Source organism: Mucilaginibacter polytrichastri (assembly GCF_001911425.1).
GTDB classification, from domain to species: Bacteria; Bacteroidota; Bacteroidia; order Sphingobacteriales; family Sphingobacteriaceae; genus Mucilaginibacter; species Mucilaginibacter polytrichastri.
The window spans coordinates 1,005,114-1,023,792 of the sequence record NZ_MPPL01000001.1 but is presented as its reverse complement, the minus strand read 5'-3'; the positions used below and the strand labels follow the sequence as shown (position 1 = coordinate 1,023,792).

Below are 18,679 nucleotides of genomic sequence, written 5' to 3'. Positions count from 1 at the left end.
CTAATTACGATAATAAGACGTGCTCACTCTCAAAACGTTACAGCCAATTTATCCAAAAGGGCGTATAATATGTAAACGGGCAGATTTACCCGGTGAACGGGTTAAATTTATCGGCGAAATCCCCTATAAATAATACACATCGCCGTTGGTTTTTACCTTTCCGGCATCTAAGAGCAGCCTAACGGCATCTAATTTTTCGTTTGGATGGTTCCCGCTGATGGCATTAATGAGTTGATCGAGGGTTAAGGGGGCCGAACTTAATTGCTGAATGATCTCTGTGGTGAGTTTTTCGGCTATTTCCTGTTTGTTGTTCTGGCGTTTCTCTTGCAGGCAAATATCACACAGGCCGCATTTTGGGGCATCATCCTCATCAAAATAGATTAAAAGCATTTGGCTTCGGCACTTTTTAGCTTCGGTATAATTAAATACGGCCTCCATTTTTTCGCGGTACAATTGTTTACGCTCATTAATATAGTTAATGCTGATGAGCATATTGGCGCCGTTTTGCCTTGGTTTTAAATAGGTGATCTGTGGCTTATCTGTTTGGGGCAAATAATTAAGTATGCCAAACTCCTGTAGTTGATTTAAATTATCGATGATCATTTGCACAGTTGTACCCGTTCGTTTGGCAAGATCAAATTCGCGGATATTAATATAGTGATCAAACGCTCCGCCGTACGAGCGCAGTAATACTTTGATAAAGGGATCCCAGCCCGGGTTCTGGATCTGGAAATTATATAACTGCTCGTTCATTACCTCGAACCTGAAACGCGAGGGCAAAAATACACTCTCGTTAACAGACAGGTATTCGTCCTGCTCTAAAAACTTCAGGGCATTCAAAGTTTTAATCGCATCCAGTTTAAAGCGGGTGCAAAAATCCTTCAAATCAAAATCGAAGCTTAAGCCTGCCCCTGCCCCGTAGGCCAGCTGAAAGTAATTGGCCAGGTAATGGTACACCTGCTTCATTTCTTCGAGGGTTGGGTAGCTGGCCTCGAATTTCTTTTCCATCAATATCCGGTCGGCTATATTATATAGGAGTACCGCATAGGCTCGCTTTTCGTCTCTACCGGCACGCCCGGCTTCCTGGTAATAGGCTTCTAGGCTCTCAGGCAAATCGCGGTGAATCACAAACCTAACGTCCGGCTTATCAATCCCCATCCCGAAGGCATTGGTGGCTACCATAATATCGGTGACATTGTTTTTCCAGTTCTCTTGCTTGGACGACCGCAAATCGGACGACAATCCGGCATGATAGTAATCGGCCCGCAAACCGTTTTCGTTTAAAAACCTGGCCAGCTCGAAGGTATCCTTGCGGCTGCGTACATAGATAATACCACTGCCCCTGGCACCGCGCGCCACCTGTAACATGCGGCGAAGTTTGTTTTCCTCGTACTCTACCAGGTAGCTGATGTTTTTACGCTCGAAACTTTGCAGAAATACCTGTGGCTGTTTCAGTTGCAGCTTTTCGATAATATCAACCCGTACATTGGCAGTAGCTGTAGCCGTTAACGCCAGGATAGGCACCTGTGGATGCAGATTACGCAGTTCGGCAATGTGCAGGTACGACGGGCGAAAATCATATCCCCATTGAGAGATACAGTGCGCCTCATCAACCGCAATCAAATTTACCTTCATGTATTTGATACGCTCCTGTACCAATTCGGACAGTAAACGCTCGGGAGACATATACAGAAACTTCACCTCACCGTAGATACAATTATCTAAAGCAATATCTATTTCGCGCCTGCTCATACCCGATACGATCGACATGGCGTTGATCCCTTTAGCCTGCAGGTTCTCCACCTGGTCTTTCATCAGGGCAATTAATGGCGAAATAACCAAACATATGCCCGGCATAGCTAAAGCCGGCACCTGGAAACAAACCGACTTACCGCCGCCGGTAGGTAACAATGCCAGTGCATCTTTCCCCTCCAATACAGCAGAGATGATCTCCTCCTGCAACGGGCGAAAGTATTGATGGTTCCAGTATTGTTTTAAAATTTCTTGTATGGTCATTAAGCAGGGTCAGCGGCAAAGCTACCAATAGGTGCTAATATCGCAATTTATCGGGTCTTAATTAAAGCCTTTGATAAACCAGCTACAAAACGCCGGAAAATCACCATTCTAATGCTTCTTATTATGCTGTTGTTACTTGTTTGTTAAGTATTGTGATTAATGATGCATCTGTAATGTTCTAATGGTTAAAGCGGTTGCTAAATCAAGGCCTTCTGCCCTTCCATTTTTACTAGCAGTAACATGTATTTTAAATACCACTTTTGGCTGCGCCATATCCAAATAAATTTGAACAAAAAGCAAAAACGCGCAGAAAAAATATTTTTTTTTCATTATTAATTGTCTATTACACATTTAATGTATCGGGAACGTTCCCGGTAACGTTTACGTAAAAGTAAAAATATTAAATGTGTAATTTTTACACCAGTTTTTTTCATAATCCTTATTCTACTGAAACTAAGCGACAAAATGATAGCCTATCTACTCAACTTAGCACATACTGCATGTTTCCTTAAAGTTAAATTTGAATCATAAAATGCATTGATAATTATCTTATATATAAAATTTGCAAATATTAGTTCTTGCTGTAAATTAGTCGCATGCTGTTTAAGCATAAAATAAATAAACCAATTACGGCAATCAATAGCCTTAATTTTTAACAGAAAAAACTAAATTAAATGGGAAAAACCTACTCAAAAAAGTATGTGCTTCTTTGTGCGTTCCTAATGCTTTCAATTATGGCATTTGCACAATCCGGAAGCATTAGCGGTAAGATTGTAGATGAACACAATCAGCCCCTACCCGGTGCAACAGTAACTATTAATGGTACCACCATTGGAGCAGCTACAGACGCCGACGGTAATTACGTAATTAAAAACGTTAAACCCGGTTCATATACTTTAACAGCAAAATTTGTTGGTTATGAAGTTTTATCAAAAACAGTATCGGTAAACGGTACTTTAACACTGTCGTTTAATTTATTGCCCAGCACCAAATCTTTAAACGAGGTTGTGGTTATTGGTTACGGTACACAAACCCGTAAAGAAGTAACAGGCGCTATCTCAACAGTAGGTGCTAAAGATTTCCAGAAAGGAACAGTTACCTCGCCCGAGCAATTAATACAAGGTAAGGTAGCGGGTGTGTCTATCACAACCAACGGCGGCCAGCCAGGCTCTGGTAGTACTATCCGCGTACGCCAGGGTGCTTCATTAAACGCCAGCAACGAGCCATTGATCGTAATTGACGGTGTACCATTAGCACCGGGCAGAAACCCCGACGGTACTTCTAAAATATCAGGCGTGGGCGACCCGATCAGCTTAATTAACCCCGATGATATCGAAAGCTTTACCATCCTTAAGGATGCGGCTTCAACAGCTATCTATGGTTCGCGTGCTTCTAACGGTGTAATTATCATTACCACCAAAAAAGGCACCAGCGGCACACCTACAGTAAACTTCAGTTCACAAAACTCGGTTGCTACGGTGGCCAGTAAATTAGATCTGCTGTCTGCAGACCAGGTTAGGGCTTATGTAAATGCAAATGGCAACGCCACACAAAAAGCGCTTTTAGGTACAGCAAGTACCAACTGGCAAGACGAAATTTACCACAATGCCCTGGCCAGTAACAATAACTTAAGCATCTCTGGTTCTACCAAACACATGCCTTACCGCGTTTCTGTTGGTTACCTTAGCCAGGATGGTACTTTAAAAACAGACCACATTAACCGTACCTCTGGTGCATTGAGGTTAAGCCCACGTTTTTTTAACGATGATCTGAAAATTGACCTGAATTTAAACGGTACCTACCAGGCCAGTCGTTTTGCTAACCAGGATGCCATATACGCAGCTGCACAGTTCGATCCAACACATCCTGTTTATAATACAGCATCAAAATACAACGGTTACACCGAATATTATGACCCTACAACCTTAAACCTAAACCCAAATGCCCCGCGCAACCCGGTTGGTTTATTAGAAGATAAACATAACGAAGGTGATGCATACAGAAGCTATGGCAACTTTACTGCAGATTACCGTTTCCATTTTTTACCGCAGTTGCATGCTAACGCTAACTTAGGTTATGACCTGGCAAAAGGTGGCGGCAGTACTTTTGTACCTGCCAATGCAGCACAATCTTTTACCAACGGTAACCCAAATAATCTTTTTGATACCGGCGGTACTAACACAGAGTATCACCAAAAAACTTATAATACCGTAGGTGAGTTCTATTTAAACTACAACAATACTTTTAAAGATATTAAGAGTAATATTAATGCTACCGCCGGTTATGGTTATTACGATTTCCGTACGGTTAACCGTGGTGCTACAAATTATGCAAATTATACAGCTAATGGTACTTTAGTAGCAGGCTCTATTCCAGCTTATCCTTATGGCGAAAATCGCTATACACTGGAGTCTGTGTACGGTCGTTTAATTTACACTTTCGATAGCAAATACATTTTAGCAGGTTCCATCCGTAGAGATGGGTCCTCGAGATTTGCCGAAAAAAACCGTTATGGTGTATTCCCTTCTGCCGCGTTTACCTGGCGCATGAGCGATGAAGACTTTTTGAAAGGTTCAAAAACTTTGTCTGACTTAAAAATGCGCTTAAGCTATGGTGTAACAGGCCAGCAAGATGGTATTGATTATTACCGCTACATCGCTTCTTATTACCTGAGCGACAATACATCTAAATATCAGTTTGGCAATGGTGCTAACAATTTTTACAACATGTACACGCCAAACGCCTATGATACTACCTTAAAGTGGGAACAAACCAGTTCTTATAACGCAGGTTTTGATTATGGTTTCTTAAACCAGCGCATTAGCGGTAGCATCGATGTATACTACAAAAAAACTAAAAATCTGCTTTCAACAGTGTTTCTGCCTGTAGGTACCAACTTTACCAACCAGCTTGTTACCAACGTGGGTAATACAGAAACAAAAGGTGTTGAGTTTACTTTGAATGCTATACCAATTAAAACAAAAGATTTTAGCTGGAGCTTTAATTATAACGTTGCTTATAATAATAACAAGATCACTAACCTAAGCTTAGTACCGGGTGTGCAAAATGTAACCGTTGCTGTTGGTAATATTACAGGCGCTACAGGTACGACCATACAAGAACATGCTGTTGGTTACGCACCTTACTCTTTTTATGTTTACAAACAAGTATACGGTGCTAATGGCAAACCACTGGAAGGTGTTTATGCCGACTTAAACCACGATGGTATTATTAATGATAATGACCGCTACCTGTACAAAAGCCCTGCGCCTAAAGTAACCATGGGTTTCTCCACACAGTTTGATTATAAAAAATGGAGCTTAAGTACGGTATTACGTGCCAACCTGGGCAATTACGTATACAACAATACCGCAGCTAACCTGGGTACCAGCCGTAATATTATTACCACAGTGGGTACTATTGGTAATGCAAGCTCAGATTATTTAAATACTTCATTTACCAACAACCAGTTTCAATCAGATTATTACGTGCAAAATGCATCGTTTTTACGTATGGATAATGCAGGCCTGGGTTACAACTTCGGCCACATTACCAGCAATAAGCATTTAACATTACGTGTAAATGCCAACGTACAAAACGTTTTTGTGATCACTAAATACAAAGGCATAGATCCTGAGATCTACAGCGGTATTGACAATAAATTCTATCCACGCCCACGTACCTACACTTTAGGCTTTAACCTGGGCTTTTAATTTAACGACATAAGAGAGATGAAAAATAATCTGATTAAAACTTTTATACTCGCAGCTCTGCTTACAGGTGGCCTGGCTTCCTGCAAAAAAGAGCTGAACCGTAACCCCATCAACACGGCTACTGCCGATGTTGTTTACAGCACTGCTGTGGGTTACAAAGAGGCTTTAGCTAAAGTGTATGGCGCTTATGCCTTAACAGGAAGCACCGGTTCTTCAAGCTCCGATTTGGGTGGCATTGATGCCGGTACGTCCGACTTTTTACGCTTGTACTGGAACGCACAGGAATTACCTACTGACGAGGCTATTTGTGCCTGGGGCGATGTAGGCCTGCATGATTTCCATGACATGAACTGGACATCGAGCAACACCTTCCTGAATGGTTTATATACCCGTTGTGTGTACCAGATCACGGTTGCCAACTCGTTTATTGCCCAATCTACCGATGATAAACTGGCCAGCCGTGGTATTACAGGAGCCGACGCAGATAATGTACGCCATTACCGTGCAGAAGCCCGTTTTTTACGTGCTTACCAATATTGGGTGCTGATGGACCTTTTTGCTTCTCCCCCGTTTGTTGACGAGAATTCGCCGATTGGTAAAGTTTACCCTACACAAATAAGCCGTGCTGATTTGTTCGCTTATGTTGAATCTGAATTAAAAGCGATAGACGCATCATTAGTTGCGCCAAGAGCTAATGAATACGGTCGTGCCGACCAGGCCGCAGACTGGGCTTTATTATCACGTTTGTACCTAAACGCCGAAGTTTACCTGGGTTCTGGCAAAGGCCGTTACACCGATGCTGCAACTTACGCCGCAAAAGTTATTGGCTCTGGTTATACTTTAAATACCAGCTACGCCAACCTGTTTAAGGGTGATAACAACTTAAACAACCCCGAAACAATTCTGTCTATCAATTACGATGGTGTTAACTCGCAAACCTATGGTGGTACAACCTTCCTTATCAACTCCTGCTTAAACTCGGCGTTAAACCCTGCAGCTTATGGCGTTGCCAGCGGTGGCTGGGGTGGTAACCGTGCGGTAAGCACATTACCTGCAACCATATTTGGCGACTATAGCGGTAATACCGATAAACGCGCCATGTTTGCCGGACCAAAGATTACGAATGATGACGAGTCGACCTTTACAGATGGGCTTGCTGTGGTTAAGTTTACCAACATGACCTCTGCCGGTGTAGCCGCAGCATCACCTAATGGTGTATTCTGCTCAACCGATTTCCCTATTTTCCGCCTGGCAGAAATGTATTTAACGTACTCTGAAGCCCTTTTACGTGGCGGTACAGGTACCGCAGGCAGTGCATTACAATATTTTAATCTGATACGCACACGTGCTTATGGCAACACAAGCGGTAACGTTAGCTCTATTACATTAAATGATATATTGAACGAGCGCGGCCGTGAGTTTTATTTTGAGGCAGCCAGGCGTACAGACCTGATCCGTTTCGGTCTGTTTAATAGCAGCAGCTATGTTTGGCCATGGAAAGGTGGTGTTATTGCCGGTAAAGGTGTCGAATCTTTCCGTACCATATACCCTATCCCGGCACCAGATTTAAGTGCTAACCCTAACTTAAAACAAAATACAGGATATTAATTATTGCAGGCCCTGCGGTTTAAACTGCAGGGCTGCTAAATGATAAATAAGTAATTATGAAAAAACTTTTAAACATTATAGCTGCCTTTAGTGCCCTTGCCATTATGGTACTAACATCATGTAAAAAGGATGAAACACGCCTTACTGCATCAATGGGGAGCCCCGGCACACTTACGGCCTCAACTACCGCCCCTGCCCTGTCTTTAAGCACAGCAAGTAGCACAGCAGTAACCTTTACATGGCCTGCAACACCAGTTACAGGTTACAACGCGCCTATAACCTATACCATACAAGTTGCGGTTAAAGGCACAAATTTCGCCAATGTACAGGAAATTGCGACAAGCTCACTTAGCCAGGCGGTAACCGGAAGCGACTTTAATAAAGCATTATTAGCTTTAAACTTAACTACAGGCACATCTGCGCAGGTTGATGTAAGAATCAAATCTTATATTGCACCAAATGCTGCTGTAGCTTATTCTAACACGCTTACCTTAACAGTTACCCCGTTCTCATTAACATCTTATATTTATGTACCGGGCGACTACCAAGGCTGGGACCCAACAACAGCCCCTACTTTAAGTTCGCCTACAAGCAATGGCGTTTATGAAGGTAAAATAACTTTTATAAGCACTAAAAGCTTTGAATTTAAAATTACACCTGCCCCAAGCTGGGCTGTAAGCTATGGTGGTGCAAACGGCGTGCTTAGTACAAGCGGCGCCAATTTGGTAGCTCCTTCAGCAGGTACATATTTAATTCATGTTGATATGAATGCCCTCACTTATACCCTAACTAAACAATAGAGATATTGATTTAGCTTGTTGATTTATTGATTGATTTTAAAACCGCCTCCTTAAAAGAGGCGGTTTTTTTATGGGGATATTTCCAGTCACAAGCGGACACTTACGTCAGATCGGATATCTTGTACGTCTTGTACACCGTCGTGCCGAACTTGTTTCGGCATCCCACTTGCTAAGCATAAACGATATGTACACATAAATGTAAGACCTATTCTGTGAGATGCCGAAACAAGTTCGGCAAGACGAGGATAATAAAAAGCACAAAAAAAACCCGCTTAAAGCGAGTTCCTATATTTTATCAATCAACAGCTAATTATCTGCTGCTGATTTCTTTATAATCTCTGTCACTTGCACCAACGTAAATTTGACGGGGACGACCGATTGGCTCTTTGTTAGCCTTCATCTCTTTCCACTGTGCAATCCAGCCCGGTAAGCGGCCCAAGGCAAATAGTACGGTAAACATTTCTGTTGGGAAACCTAAAGCGCGGTAAATGATCCCTGAGTAAAAATCTACGTTAGGGTAAAGTTTGCGCTCAACAAAATAAGGGTCTTGCAGGGCTACTTCTTCCAATTTTTTGGCTATCTCCAGCACCTCATCGTTAACACCTAATTTCTCTAAAATATCATCACATGCTTTTTTAATGATTTTGGCACGTGGATCGAAGTTCTTGTAAACGCGGTGACCAAATCCCATTAAACGGAACGGATCGTTTTTATCTTTCGCTTTGGCTATCCATTTATCGGTATCGCCGCCATCAGCTTTAATTTTTTCCAGCATCTCTATCACAGCCTGGTTGGCACCGCCATGCAGCGGGCCCCAAAGTGCAGAGATCCCTGCAGAGATAGAAGCATATAAATTAGCGTCTGACGAACCTACGATACGTACTGTAGATGTAGAGCAGTTTTGCTCATGGTCTGCATGCAGGATTAGCAACTTATTCATAGCATCAACCACAACCGGGTCTACCACATACTCTTCGGTAAGTTCACCAAAGGTCATCTGCATAAAGTTGGTTACGTAGTCGAGCTTATTTTGCGGGTAAATTACCGGGTGGCCCAATGATTTTTTGTGAATCCACGAAACCAGGGTACTCATTTTAGCAATCAGCTTAATGATCTCCAGGTTTACTTCTTCAGTAGTCAGTCCTTGCTTAAGCGATTCGGGGTTAAAAGCCGCTAAAGCACCAATTAATGAAGATAGCTGACCCATTGGGTGAGATTTTGATGGGAAACCATCAAAAAACTTCTTCATATCCTCATGCACCAACGTGTGGCGGTTAATCTGGTACTGAAAATCAGAAAGTTGCTCTTTGGTAGGCAATTCACCGTAAATCAATAAATAAGCTACTTCAATAAAGGTTGATTTTTCGGCTAATTGCTCAATCGGGTAACCACGGTATTTAAGTATCCCCAGTTCACCATCTAAAAAAGTAATAGCGCTTTTGGTAGCACCAGTATTTTTATAACCAATATCTAATGTAACATAACCTGTTTGGTCCCTAAGCTTCGAAATATCAATCCCCTTTTCGTGCTCGGTACCTTCTATAACAGGTAGATCAATAACCTGATCACCAATTTTTAGCTGTGCGTTTTCTGACATAGAAGTATAATTGTATCTACGCAAATGTAATTAAATCTGCGTATTCTAAGCCGCTAAGGTAAGGCGTGTTTGTAAATTGTTTATGTATTTAACAACATTTTTTTACATACAGTTGGCGGTTGTGTGTTATCTGTTGTGAGCAATGCTGTTTAAACATAGATTTTGATCATCTGTTATCCAATTTTAAAAAATCAGACAACAGATAACGGACATGCGCCAAATTAATTTGACCGTATTGCCTCTACAGGATCGAGCCTTGATGCAAAGTATGCCGGCACAATGCCCGAAATGATACCAATAGCTACCGAAGTACCAATACCAACGATGATATTTTTCATATCGAGCACTATTTTCATCCCTATAATAGCCTTAATAGCCAGCGTGCCCAGGTAAACAAGGCCCAGCCCTATGATGCCCCCAAGTAAACAAAGCACAATAGCCTCTATTAAAAACTGAAGTAAGATGAAGTAATTTTTAGCACCCAGCGATTTTTGGATACCAATGATGGGTGTGCGCTCTTTAACAGATACGAACATAATATTGGCAATACCGAAGCCGCCAACCAGTATAGAAAAGCTACCGATAATTATCCCGGCAATATTCACCACTGCAAAAAGGGTATCGAGCTGATTTGATAAAATAGTGGTTTTGTTAAGCGAAAAATTATCTTCCTGCTGTGGCTGTAAGCGATGTATCGAGCGCATTAAACCTTTCAGTTCACTCTCTACCTCTACGTCTGTAAGACCTTCTTTGCCCTTTACAACAATTTGCGGATTATACTTATCGTTTTGAATATCAATTACATTGCGGGCAAAGTTTAGGGGCACCAGAATCACTTTATCATCCGAGATGCCTAGAATATCATCTCCCTCTTTACTAAACACGCCAATTACGGTAACAAAGCGGCCCATAATCTTAATCTTTTTACCCAAGCCATTACCACCGGGGAAAAGGTTATCGGCCACATCTGCGCCAATTAAAGCAACAGGTGCGCCCGTTTTCGATTCCATATCGGTAAAATAACGCCCACCGGCAAAATCAAAGTTCCAGGTTTTGTCGTGGTCTTGCGATGCTGCAGAGATACTGACACCCTGTATGGTATTACTACCGTATTTAACAGTGCGGCCATCAACACTCACTTCGTATGATATGCCGTATGCTGTTTGGCTACGCCTTTGCAGTTCGGCAAAATCGCGCAGGTTAGGCACAGGGCGTTGTAAATACTTCCACCAGGGGAAATCTTCGCCGCCTATCCAAGGCCACTTTTGTATATAGATACTATTGCTGCCCAGCTTATTAACACTCTGCTGCAAATTATTACGCAGGGTATCAACAGCAGAAAACACGGCAATAATGGTAAAAATACCAATTGTTACCCCCAGCAACGAGAGCAGGGTGCGCAGTTTATTTTGCCTGAGTGCATCAAAAGCAAATAAAAAGCTTTCTCTTAAAAGTTTTAAAAATATCATACTTTGTAACATTTAGACGGTGGCGCTGTTGATAGGTTACAAACTTTAAAAAATTTATTATCAGGCCTAAATCCTTGTAAAACAATGCTTTTTTTTAACATATAATATTAGTTAATTATTTGTAAATTTGCGCGCTTAATTTATACCCGTATAAAATGAAATTATCCCAGTTTAAATTTAATTTACCAGAATCATTAATTGCACATACACCCGCAAGCACTCGCGATGAGGCTCGCTTAATGGTTTTACACCGCGATTCTGGAAAAATTGAACATAAAATATTTAAAGACGTTCTGGATTACTTCGATAACAAAGACGTAATGATTTTGAACAACACCAAGGTTTTCCCTGCCCGTATGTATGGTAACAAGGAAAAAACAGGTGCCACTATCGAAGTTTTCTTATTACGTGAACTAAACAAAGAGCTGAGGTTATGGGATGTATTGGTTGACCCGGCACGTAAAATACGTGTAGGCAACAAACTTTACTTTGGCGAAGATGACCTTTTAGTTGCCGAAGTTGTTGATAACACCACATCTCGTGGCCGTACCATCCGTTTCTTATTTGATGGTACAGACGAAGAATTCCGTCGTAATATTGAGATCCTGGGCGAAACCCCGCTTCCAAAGTACATTAAACGTAAAGCTACTGCCGAAGATAAAGAGCGCTACCAAACTATTTTCGCTAAAAACGAAGGTGCGGTTGCTGCTCCTACCGCTGGTTTACACTTTAGCCGCGAGCTGATGAAACGCCTTGAATTAAAAGGTATTGAATTTGCCGAAGTTACGCTGCACGTTGGTTTAGGTACCTTCCGCCCGGTAGAGGTTGAAGATTTAACCAAACACAAAATGGATTCTGAGCAATTCATTATCGAAGAAAAACAAGCTGCCATTGTAAATAGGGCCATTGAAAGCAAACATCGTGTTTGCGCTGTAGGTACAACATCTATGCGTACTATCGAATCTGCAGTATCAGCTAACAAAACGCTAAAATCTGCTAACGATTGGACTAGCAAGTTCATATTCCCTCCTTACGAGTTTAGCATTGCCAATTCCATGATCACTAACTTCCACACACCAGAATCAACCCTGTTGATGATGGTTTCGGCATTTGGTGGTTACGAACATATCATGAACGCATACGAAGTTGCTGTAAAAGAGAAATACCGTTTCTACAGCTATGGTGATGCCATGCTGATCATCTAAGTTGATTTGAGATATTAGATGTGAGATTTAAGAACCTTGCATTTTTGAAACCGCCATTGTGAATGCAATGGCGGTTTTTTGTTTACTATTAATTCTACCTCCGTCATGCCGAACTTGTTTCGGCACCCCACAGGACAGGTGTAAATCTTGCAAAGTTCGCCTTGCATATGGGTTCCCGAAACAAGTTCGGGATGACGGTAGTGTTAGATGAAAGTAGATTTTCCTAAATTAGCACCCTAATGCCGACAACAGACAACTCACAACAGATAGCTGAAAATGCCTACGCCATTATTGTAGCCGGTGGCACCGGTTCGCGCATGCAAAGCAGTTTACCCAAGCAATTCCTGTTACTTAATGGCAAGCCGGTAATGATGCATACAATAGAGGCATTTTACAACAGTACTTATCATCCTAAAATAATCATAATACTACATGCAGATTTTCATGAATACTGGAAAACGCTTTGTACCAAACATCAATTTAATATCCCTCATCAATTAGTTAATGGTGGCGAAACCCGCTTCCATTCTGTAAAAAACGGATTGGATACTATAAAGGATAATGATGCACTGGTTGCTGTACAGGACGCCGTGCGCCCGCTTACCCCTATAGAGGTTATTAACAAAGCCTACAGCCAAGCCAATGCACATGGCAACGCAATTGTCGCCGTTAAAAGCCGCGACTCTATCAGGCAGCTTAAAAACGGTATTTCACAACACCTGCACCGCGAAGAGATTTACCTGGTGCAAACCCCGCAAACATTTAAGATGGCTTTACTGCAAAAAGCCTATGAACAACCTTTTGATGATACCTTTACAGATGATGCCAGCGTGGTTGAACGCTCTGGTGTTAAAATAAACCTGGTTGAGGGCAGCCACGCTAATATTAAAATAACCTTTCCCGAAGATATTGCCATAGCCGAACTGATACAAAAAAAGCCGCTTAATACTAAGCAGCTTTAACTATTAATCAGTTTTAAAAGTTTATCAGGCCCTGCGGATAACGCCTAGTAGTAATGCTATAATTGCAATAACAAGCAATACGTGGATTAATCCTGTTGCCGAATAAATAAATACGCCTAATGCCCATCCTATAATCAGGATCACGGCGATGATGTAAAGTAAGCCTCTCATGGGTTAAAGTTTTAGTTTGACAGATAAAATGTTACCTCATCATAACCAAAACCATTCCAAAAGGTTGTCACAAAATAAAAAAACCTTGCTTTCACAAGGTTTTTTATCTAAAGGCAATTAATATTCGTCTTCGTTAAAAAAGAAGTCATCTTTTGTTGGGTAATCAGGCCATATTTCTTCTATATTTTCATACGGCTCGCCATCGTCTTCAAGTGCCTGTAAGTTTTCAATAACTTCCACAGGTGCTCCCGAGCGGATAGCATAATCAATTAATTCGTCTTTGGTTGCAGGCCATGGTGCATCTTCTAAATGTGATGCTAGTTCGAGTGTCCAATACATATGCTATATTTTAGGTATCTATTTGAATTTTAATTTTTCGCAAAAGTATAATAATTTCGTTGGGATTATCAAATTATTTTTACAGTAATTTTTAAACCCTTGGTATCCACTTGTTTTCGGGTATTTTATGTTCGTATCCTACCTTGCGGGCCAGCGTAAACAGGTAATCACTCAGCCTGTTTAAATAAATGGTCACCTTTTCATCTACCGGGCTGTCTGCTGCCAGTTGCACCGTCAATCTTTCGGCTCTGCGGCATACACAACGGGCCAAATGGCAAAAGGATACGGCATTACTACCACCGGGGAGTATAAAATGTTTAAGCTCGGGCAAAATTTTATTCATTTCATCCATTTCATGTTCCAAAAGCTCCACATCTGCCATATCAAGATCGGGTATCACCATTTTAGACCGCTCCGGGTCTGCAGCTAATGAGGAGCCAATGGTAAACAACCTGTCCTGTATTTCCTTCAGTATGTCTATATCATGCTGCGCAATATCCTGGTCGCGTATTAAACCGATGTAAGAGTTTAATTCATCAACCGTGCCATAGCTCTCTATGCGGATATGATGCTTGGGTACCCGGGTACCTCCTATCAATGATGTAAAACCTTTATCGCCGGTTTTAGTATATATCTTCATAGTGTATGCAATTAAATAATTTTAATGCTGTTTTTAGCAGATGTGAATAATTATTTAAATGTTTACACTTTAAACTTAACACCGGGACTACCATCCTACTTAAAACTATTAGTTATGAAACCATTTGCTTTAGCTGTTAAATTTAATTCGCTGGTTATAGGCGCCCTGTTAGTTACAATCGTAAGCTGTGGCTACACGGATAAAAAAGACAAGGCTTCAAACTCGGCACCGGCCACTGTGCAGGCAAGGCCATCCATTTCAACCATAATCTCCGAGAAACAATTTAATGATCTTTTTCCGCAGCGTGATAAATTTTATAGCTATGCTGCATTTATTAAAGCGGCCAATGAGCTGGCCAATATTAAAGTAAAGGTAACCCGCCGTGCCGTATCGGTTTATCAACTAATGCGTACCGATAAGGCAACGGGTAAAACCACCACCGTACGCCAGGACCCCGACTGGAATGAAGCCTGGGCCAAAGTAAAACCCGATAGTACTTACACCATTGATTATGGTGCCTTTTGCAGCGAAAAAGATATAGCAACCAATAAAAAAGAGTTAGCAGCCTTTTTTGCCCAGATAGGTCACGAAACACGCCACGGCGAAACAGGGGCTTTTAATGATGGCTTAATGCTGATACATGAAAACAATACAACACTGCCATACATTGCAGAAAACGACGAATATCCGCCAGCAAAAGGGCAGAAATATTACGGCCGGGGCCCTTTACAAATAAGTTACAACGGTAATTATGGCTACGCATCAGACTGTATTTTTGGAGACCATAAAATATTGCTCAATAACCCCGCACTGGTAGAAACAGACCCGGTAATTGCTTTTAAAACGGCTATTTATTTTTGGATGACACCACAAACCAAAAAACCATCGGCCCATGATGTTATGGCCGGTAAATGGCAGCCCAATGCTGCTGATATAGCTAAAGGCCGTAAACCGGGCTTTGGCATGGTGATTAATATTGTAAACGGTGAAATAGAGTGTAACCATGGCGACAACATGTATAACATGACCGACCGGATAGGCTTCTACCAGTTTTTTTTAAAGAAATTGGGTGTAACAGATGCTAATTGCGTTTGCTCTTGCGCTACCATGCAGCCGTACCAGTAAAATATCTAATACATAATTGGCCATTGCGGTACAAAGCGATAACCAATTATTAATTCTAAATAAGCCTGCTAAAATTTATAAGCCTTTGTAAACAGCACTTTATAATCGCTACTGCTGTTGTAAAGCTGAAACGTAACGTCTGCAGCATCATAAGCGCTAATAGTAGTTGTTGCAAATGTGCTAAATGCTGTTTGGTTTACATGAAACCCTTTATAATCGGCCGTTTTAAGAACTACGTTGGCAAATTTAGCCACATACTTTACACTATCTGATGTAGTATACACATTGCGGCCGATGTAAAAATACTTGTAAGCCGGCGTTGTTGGCATATTTATTTCGAAATACGGATCGCCGGGTGTTTTGGCTACAGCAAAAGTAATGTTGTAAGTTTTGTCGTAAAAATATAAACTGGGCGACCATTGATCGTATATTTTATTGGTAGGGCCGGTTAATGAAGTAGTACTTGTTGTAACTATACTGGTTGAGTAACGGAACATATATTGGCTGCCTGCTGTATCAGCAGTAGTTTTAAGTTGGCTGGTATAAATTTTAGATAATGCCTGGTAAGTCCCGGCCGGAAGCCCGGTAAAGGGCACACTGTAAAAAGCGCCGATCTTTACTCCTTTTTTACGAATAGTATCCGCGCCGCTGGTAAAATAGGTGATCATAGAATCTACTGAACCAATGGCGATACCTGCGCTTGAAAAAGAAACGATCAACTGATTTTCATTAGCTGAAGGGCTGGGCTCGTCCCGTTTTGCACAGGAAGAAAATAAACTAACTAATAATAACAGCAAAAAAGAATAATTAATCCGGGTACACGTGTTCATATCAATATTTGGGCGCCTAATAGTATCTGTAACAAGCTTATACCACAAAAATATATAAAATTACAGAGATTTTAATGAATGATGAGGGCAGAAATTAGCCCTTTATTAAGGCTACCCATAACAGATTTGGTTTTCCTCCGCTCGTTATTGCGCGGAGGTACGACAAAGCAATTCCCGGTTGTGCAGTTCTAAATCTACAGAGCGGCTCTGCATATTAGGGATTGTCGCGCTATCACAATCACGGGCTTTTATGCTTCAGTTGGGTCTTTCGGAGAGTACCCTGCATTGCGAGCGGACTAAATGATGTACTGATCTATTCTCGATTCTTGGCTCTTGATTCTTTCTAAACTACCGCCCGCTCTACCTTCGCAATATGCTCATTCAGGTAATCTTTCTCAATTAAACCATCGCGCATACGTACAATACGGTGAGCGTGCAGGGCAATATCCTCTTCGTGGGTTACCAGGATAATGGTATTGCCCTTGGAGTGGATATCTTCTAACAGGCCCATAATTTCTACCGAAGTTTTGGTATCCAGGTTACCCGTGGGTTCATCGGCCAATATGATGGATGGATTATTAATCAGTGCACGGGCAACAGCCACACGCTGGCGCTGGCCGCCCGAAAGCTCATTGGGTTTATGATCTACACGGTGGCCAAGGCCTACATTTTCTAACGCCTGCTTAGCCCGCAATTCGCGGTTTGCTTTGTTTACGCCCGAATATACCAGCGGCAAAGCCACATTATCCAGCGCACTGTTACGGGGCAATAAATTAAAAGTTTGAAAAACGAAACCAATCTCTTTGTTACGCACCTCAGCCAGGTCATCATCGGTCATGTGGCTTACATCGATATTGTTAAGCACATATTTACCTTTGGTTGGGGTATCCAAACAGCCTAAAATATTCATCAGGGTTGATTTACCCGAGCCAGATGGGCCCATTAAAGCCACAAATTCGCCCTTATTAATGGTTAATGATACCGACTTTAACGCATGAATTACTTCTGCGCCTATAACATATTTACGTCCGATATCATCAATAGTAATTAGTGGCTCCATGTATGGTTTTTTGTTTTTGGACTGTGTATGGCTACCAAATGTTACAACGGTTATACACTTTTATCTGCTTTGCCATCTGCATGGCTGCGGGTTTCAATTACTTTGGGTATCATAAAGTAATTTTCGTCGTGCTCGGGCGCATTTTGCAAAGCCTCTTCATGCGTTATCACTTCTTTAATTACATCCTCGCGAAAGGTATTCACCTCATCGGTCATGTAAACAAGCGGCTCTACATTACTGGTGTCAACCTCGTTCAGCTTGTCCATAAAAGAAAGAATGCGGCTCATATCGGCCATCAATTGTTCCTTTTCCTCAGCGTTAACTTCCAGTCGTGCCAGGTGCGCTATCTTATCTACGGTATCTTCGGTAATTTTCATTGTTGTTCAAACTTTTGTTGCATCAGGCTATACACTTCCTCGCGCAGTATATCGGCGTCATCCAATGTTAAATGGGCAGTTTCTATCGGCTTATGTACAAATACATGGCTTATACCAGGTTTACTGCCATATTTAAAGCCGGTATCCCAAAGCATCTGCCATGTGTTTAACGAAGTTACGGGAATAATCGGTATTTTAAATTCAATAGCCAGCCTGAAGGGGCCGTTTTTAAATTCGTGCAAACGGGGCGGATAATCGTCGGCTATCTTTCCTTCCGGGAAAATAACGAGGCTCATCCCGTCTTGTAAGCGCTCCGAAGCTTTTTTAAACGCCCTGAACGACGACATTTTGCTGTCGCGATTTACCGGAATATCTATCGTTTTAAAAAACAGTTTAGTTACAAAACCATCCAGCAATTCCTCTTTCCCCATAAAGCAGTAGTTGTTATTTTTAATGAGGAGATTTGCGCTGGTAATATCAAGATTTGAGGTATGGTTGGGGCAAATGATATAGGTTCTGCTCCAGTCAATCGGCGCTTCATAGTTGATATCATAAATAAAGCCAGCCAGTAAAGAAGATGTATACGCCCACATTTTGCGAAAAAAATTAATGCGCCCATAAAGCGATGGTTTACGTGAGCAGAAATATACAAAAGGCCATATTAAGCAATAAACAAAAGCTACAATAGCTACATAAAAGCAGGTATGGGCTTTCTTCAATATCAATTTCATCAACACCAAAAATAGAAAAATTCCTTACTTTCGCAG

17 protein-coding genes are annotated in these 18,679 nt (G+C 41.6%); 6 read left to right on the top strand and 11 right to left on the bottom strand.

The features are described from left to right. Positions 1–123 precede the first annotated feature (123 nt). Together RG47T_RS04640 and RG47T_RS25945 are read right to left on the bottom strand one after the other, a co-directional pair. Positions 124–2,016 (bottom strand): RecQ family ATP-dependent DNA helicase, encoded by a 1,893-nt coding sequence (locus RG47T_RS04640; protein ID WP_074488346.1) that lies wholly within the window; start codon positions 2,014–2,016, stop codon positions 124–126. Between the two features lie 156 nt (positions 2,017–2,172). After that, a complete protein-coding gene (locus tag RG47T_RS25945) occupies positions 2,173–2,346 on the bottom strand; it encodes a hypothetical protein (RefSeq protein ID WP_171972472.1) in 174 nt (57 codons plus the stop codon). 344 nt (positions 2,347–2,690) lie between these two features. On the opposite strand from RG47T_RS25945, the gene RG47T_RS04635 reads away from it, so the two are divergent. From RG47T_RS04635 to RG47T_RS04625, 3 genes are read left to right on the top strand one after another with little or no spacing between them, the layout of a single operon-like run. Next, the gene (locus RG47T_RS04635; RefSeq protein WP_074488345.1) at positions 2,691–5,729 is read left to right on the top strand and encodes a SusC/RagA family TonB-linked outer membrane protein; all 3,039 of its coding nucleotides are present in this window, start codon (positions 2,691–2,693) and stop codon (positions 5,727–5,729) included. Positions 5,730–5,747: 18 nt separating this feature from the next. Further along, a complete protein-coding gene (locus RG47T_RS04630; RefSeq protein WP_074488344.1) occupies positions 5,748–7,337 on the top strand; it encodes a RagB/SusD family nutrient uptake outer membrane protein in 1,590 nt (529 codons plus the stop codon). Between the two features lie 56 nt (positions 7,338–7,393). Beyond that, complete coding sequence (locus RG47T_RS04625) at positions 7,394–8,137, top strand: SusE domain-containing protein (protein WP_074488343.1); 744 nt, start codon at positions 7,394–7,396, stop codon at positions 8,135–8,137. A 310-nt stretch (positions 8,138–8,447) separates the two neighbouring features. On the opposite strand, the gene RG47T_RS04620 is transcribed toward RG47T_RS04625, so the two are convergent. Both RG47T_RS04620 and RG47T_RS04615 read right to left on the bottom strand, forming a co-directional pair. After that, positions 8,448–9,734 (bottom strand): citrate synthase, encoded by a 1,287-nt coding sequence (locus RG47T_RS04620; RefSeq protein WP_074488342.1) that lies wholly within the window; start codon positions 9,732–9,734, stop codon positions 8,448–8,450. Between the two features lie 221 nt (positions 9,735–9,955). Further along, complete coding sequence (locus RG47T_RS04615; RefSeq protein ID WP_074493133.1) at positions 9,956–11,203, bottom strand: ABC transporter permease; 1,248 nt, start codon at positions 11,201–11,203, stop codon at positions 9,956–9,958. A 155-nt stretch (positions 11,204–11,358) separates the two neighbouring features. On the opposite strand from RG47T_RS04615, the gene queA reads away from it, so the two are divergent. Together queA and RG47T_RS04605 are read left to right on the top strand one after the other, a co-directional pair. Beyond that, on the top strand, positions 11,359–12,408 hold the full coding sequence (queA, locus tag RG47T_RS04610; RefSeq protein ID WP_074488341.1) for a tRNA preQ1(34) S-adenosylmethionine ribosyltransferase-isomerase QueA: 1,050 nt from the start codon (positions 11,359–11,361) through the stop codon (positions 12,406–12,408). A gap of 239 nt (positions 12,409–12,647) precedes the next feature. Further along, the gene (locus RG47T_RS04605) at positions 12,648–13,370 is read left to right on the top strand and encodes a 2-C-methyl-D-erythritol 4-phosphate cytidylyltransferase (RefSeq protein ID WP_074488340.1); all 723 of its coding nucleotides are present in this window, start codon (positions 12,648–12,650) and stop codon (positions 13,368–13,370) included. 24 nt (positions 13,371–13,394) lie between these two features. On the opposite strand, the gene RG47T_RS25635 is transcribed toward RG47T_RS04605, so the two are convergent. The 3 genes from RG47T_RS25635 to RG47T_RS04595 all read right to left on the bottom strand — a co-directional run bounded on the left by RG47T_RS25635 (position 13,395) and on the right by RG47T_RS04595 (position 14,520). Further along, positions 13,395–13,541, bottom strand: coding sequence for a lmo0937 family membrane protein (locus RG47T_RS25635; RefSeq protein WP_139235611.1), 147 nt, complete (start codon positions 13,539–13,541; stop codon positions 13,395–13,397). Positions 13,542–13,658: 117 nt separating this feature from the next. Continuing rightward, complete coding sequence (locus RG47T_RS04600; RefSeq protein ID WP_002996718.1) at positions 13,659–13,880, bottom strand: DUF2795 domain-containing protein; 222 nt, start codon at positions 13,878–13,880, stop codon at positions 13,659–13,661. A 91-nt stretch (positions 13,881–13,971) separates the two neighbouring features. Then, positions 13,972–14,520, bottom strand: coding sequence for a cob(I)yrinic acid a,c-diamide adenosyltransferase (locus RG47T_RS04595; protein ID WP_074488339.1), 549 nt, complete (start codon positions 14,518–14,520; stop codon positions 13,972–13,974). Between the two features lie 114 nt (positions 14,521–14,634). Here RG47T_RS04595 and RG47T_RS04590 point away from each other — a divergent pair, with 114 nt between their 5' ends. Next, the gene (locus RG47T_RS04590) at positions 14,635–15,645 is read left to right on the top strand and encodes a chitinase (protein ID WP_171972471.1); all 1,011 of its coding nucleotides are present in this window, start codon (positions 14,635–14,637) and stop codon (positions 15,643–15,645) included. 68 nt (positions 15,646–15,713) lie between these two features. Here RG47T_RS04590 and RG47T_RS04585 read toward each other — a convergent pair whose 3' ends face one another. The 4 genes from RG47T_RS04585 to RG47T_RS04570 form a co-directional block, all read right to left on the bottom strand. Beyond that, a complete protein-coding gene (locus RG47T_RS04585) occupies positions 15,714–16,475 on the bottom strand; it encodes a hypothetical protein (protein ID WP_139235612.1) in 762 nt (253 codons plus the stop codon). Between the two features lie 343 nt (positions 16,476–16,818). Further along, a complete protein-coding gene (locus RG47T_RS04580; protein ID WP_074488336.1) occupies positions 16,819–17,535 on the bottom strand; it encodes an ABC transporter ATP-binding protein in 717 nt (238 codons plus the stop codon). Positions 17,536–17,585: 50 nt separating this feature from the next. Then, positions 17,586–17,912, bottom strand: coding sequence for an Asp-tRNA(Asn)/Glu-tRNA(Gln) amidotransferase subunit GatC (gene gatC, locus RG47T_RS04575; RefSeq protein ID WP_074488335.1), 327 nt, complete (start codon positions 17,910–17,912; stop codon positions 17,586–17,588). Further along, positions 17,909–18,643, bottom strand: a complete 735-nt coding sequence (locus RG47T_RS04570; protein WP_074488334.1) for a lysophospholipid acyltransferase family protein — start codon at positions 18,641–18,643, stop codon at positions 17,909–17,911. The genes gatC and RG47T_RS04570 overlap by 4 nt, the downstream gene beginning before the upstream one ends. Between the last annotated feature and the right edge of the window lie 36 nt (positions 18,644–18,679).

Excerpts from the sequence above, each read along its gene's own strand:
- RG47T_RS04570 (WP_074488334.1), bottom strand. The coding sequence starts at position 18,643 with ATGAAATTGATATTGAAGAAAGCCCATACCTGCTTTTATGTAGCTATT.
- RG47T_RS04590 (WP_171972471.1), top strand. The coding sequence starts at position 14,635 with ATGAAACCATTTGCTTTAGCTGTTAAATTTAATTCGCTGGTTATAGGC.
- RG47T_RS04600 (WP_002996718.1), bottom strand. The coding sequence starts at position 13,880 with ATGTATTGGACACTCGAACTAGCATCACATTTAGAAGATGCACCATGG.
- RG47T_RS25635 (WP_139235611.1), bottom strand. The coding sequence starts at position 13,541 with ATGAGAGGCTTACTTTACATCATCGCCGTGATCCTGATTATAGGATGG.
- RG47T_RS04605 (WP_074488340.1), top strand. The coding sequence starts at position 12,648 with ATGCCGACAACAGACAACTCACAACAGATAGCTGAAAATGCCTACGCC.
- RG47T_RS04595 (WP_074488339.1), bottom strand. The coding sequence starts at position 14,520 with ATGAAGATATATACTAAAACCGGCGATAAAGGTTTTACATCATTGATA.
- RG47T_RS04640 (WP_074488346.1), bottom strand. The coding sequence starts at position 2,016 with ATGACCATACAAGAAATTTTAAAACAATACTGGAACCATCAATACTTT.
- queA (WP_074488341.1), top strand. The coding sequence starts at position 11,359 with ATGAAATTATCCCAGTTTAAATTTAATTTACCAGAATCATTAATTGCA.
- gatC (WP_074488335.1), bottom strand. The coding sequence starts at position 17,912 with ATGAAAATTACCGAAGATACCGTAGATAAGATAGCGCACCTGGCACGA.
- RG47T_RS04615 (WP_074493133.1), bottom strand. The coding sequence starts at position 11,203 with ATGATATTTTTAAAACTTTTAAGAGAAAGCTTTTTATTTGCTTTTGAT.
- RG47T_RS04635 (WP_074488345.1), top strand. The coding sequence starts at position 2,691 with ATGGGAAAAACCTACTCAAAAAAGTATGTGCTTCTTTGTGCGTTCCTA.
- RG47T_RS04580 (WP_074488336.1), bottom strand. The coding sequence starts at position 17,535 with ATGGAGCCACTAATTACTATTGATGATATCGGACGTAAATATGTTATA.
- RG47T_RS04620 (WP_074488342.1), bottom strand. The coding sequence starts at position 9,734 with ATGTCAGAAAACGCACAGCTAAAAATTGGTGATCAGGTTATTGATCTA.
- RG47T_RS04625 (WP_074488343.1), top strand. The coding sequence starts at position 7,394 with ATGAAAAAACTTTTAAACATTATAGCTGCCTTTAGTGCCCTTGCCATT.
- RG47T_RS04585 (WP_139235612.1), bottom strand. The coding sequence starts at position 16,475 with ATGAACACGTGTACCCGGATTAATTATTCTTTTTTGCTGTTATTATTA.
- RG47T_RS25945 (WP_171972472.1), bottom strand. The coding sequence starts at position 2,346 with ATGAAAAAAAAATATTTTTTCTGCGCGTTTTTGCTTTTTGTTCAAATT.
- RG47T_RS04630 (WP_074488344.1), top strand. The coding sequence starts at position 5,748 with ATGAAAAATAATCTGATTAAAACTTTTATACTCGCAGCTCTGCTTACA.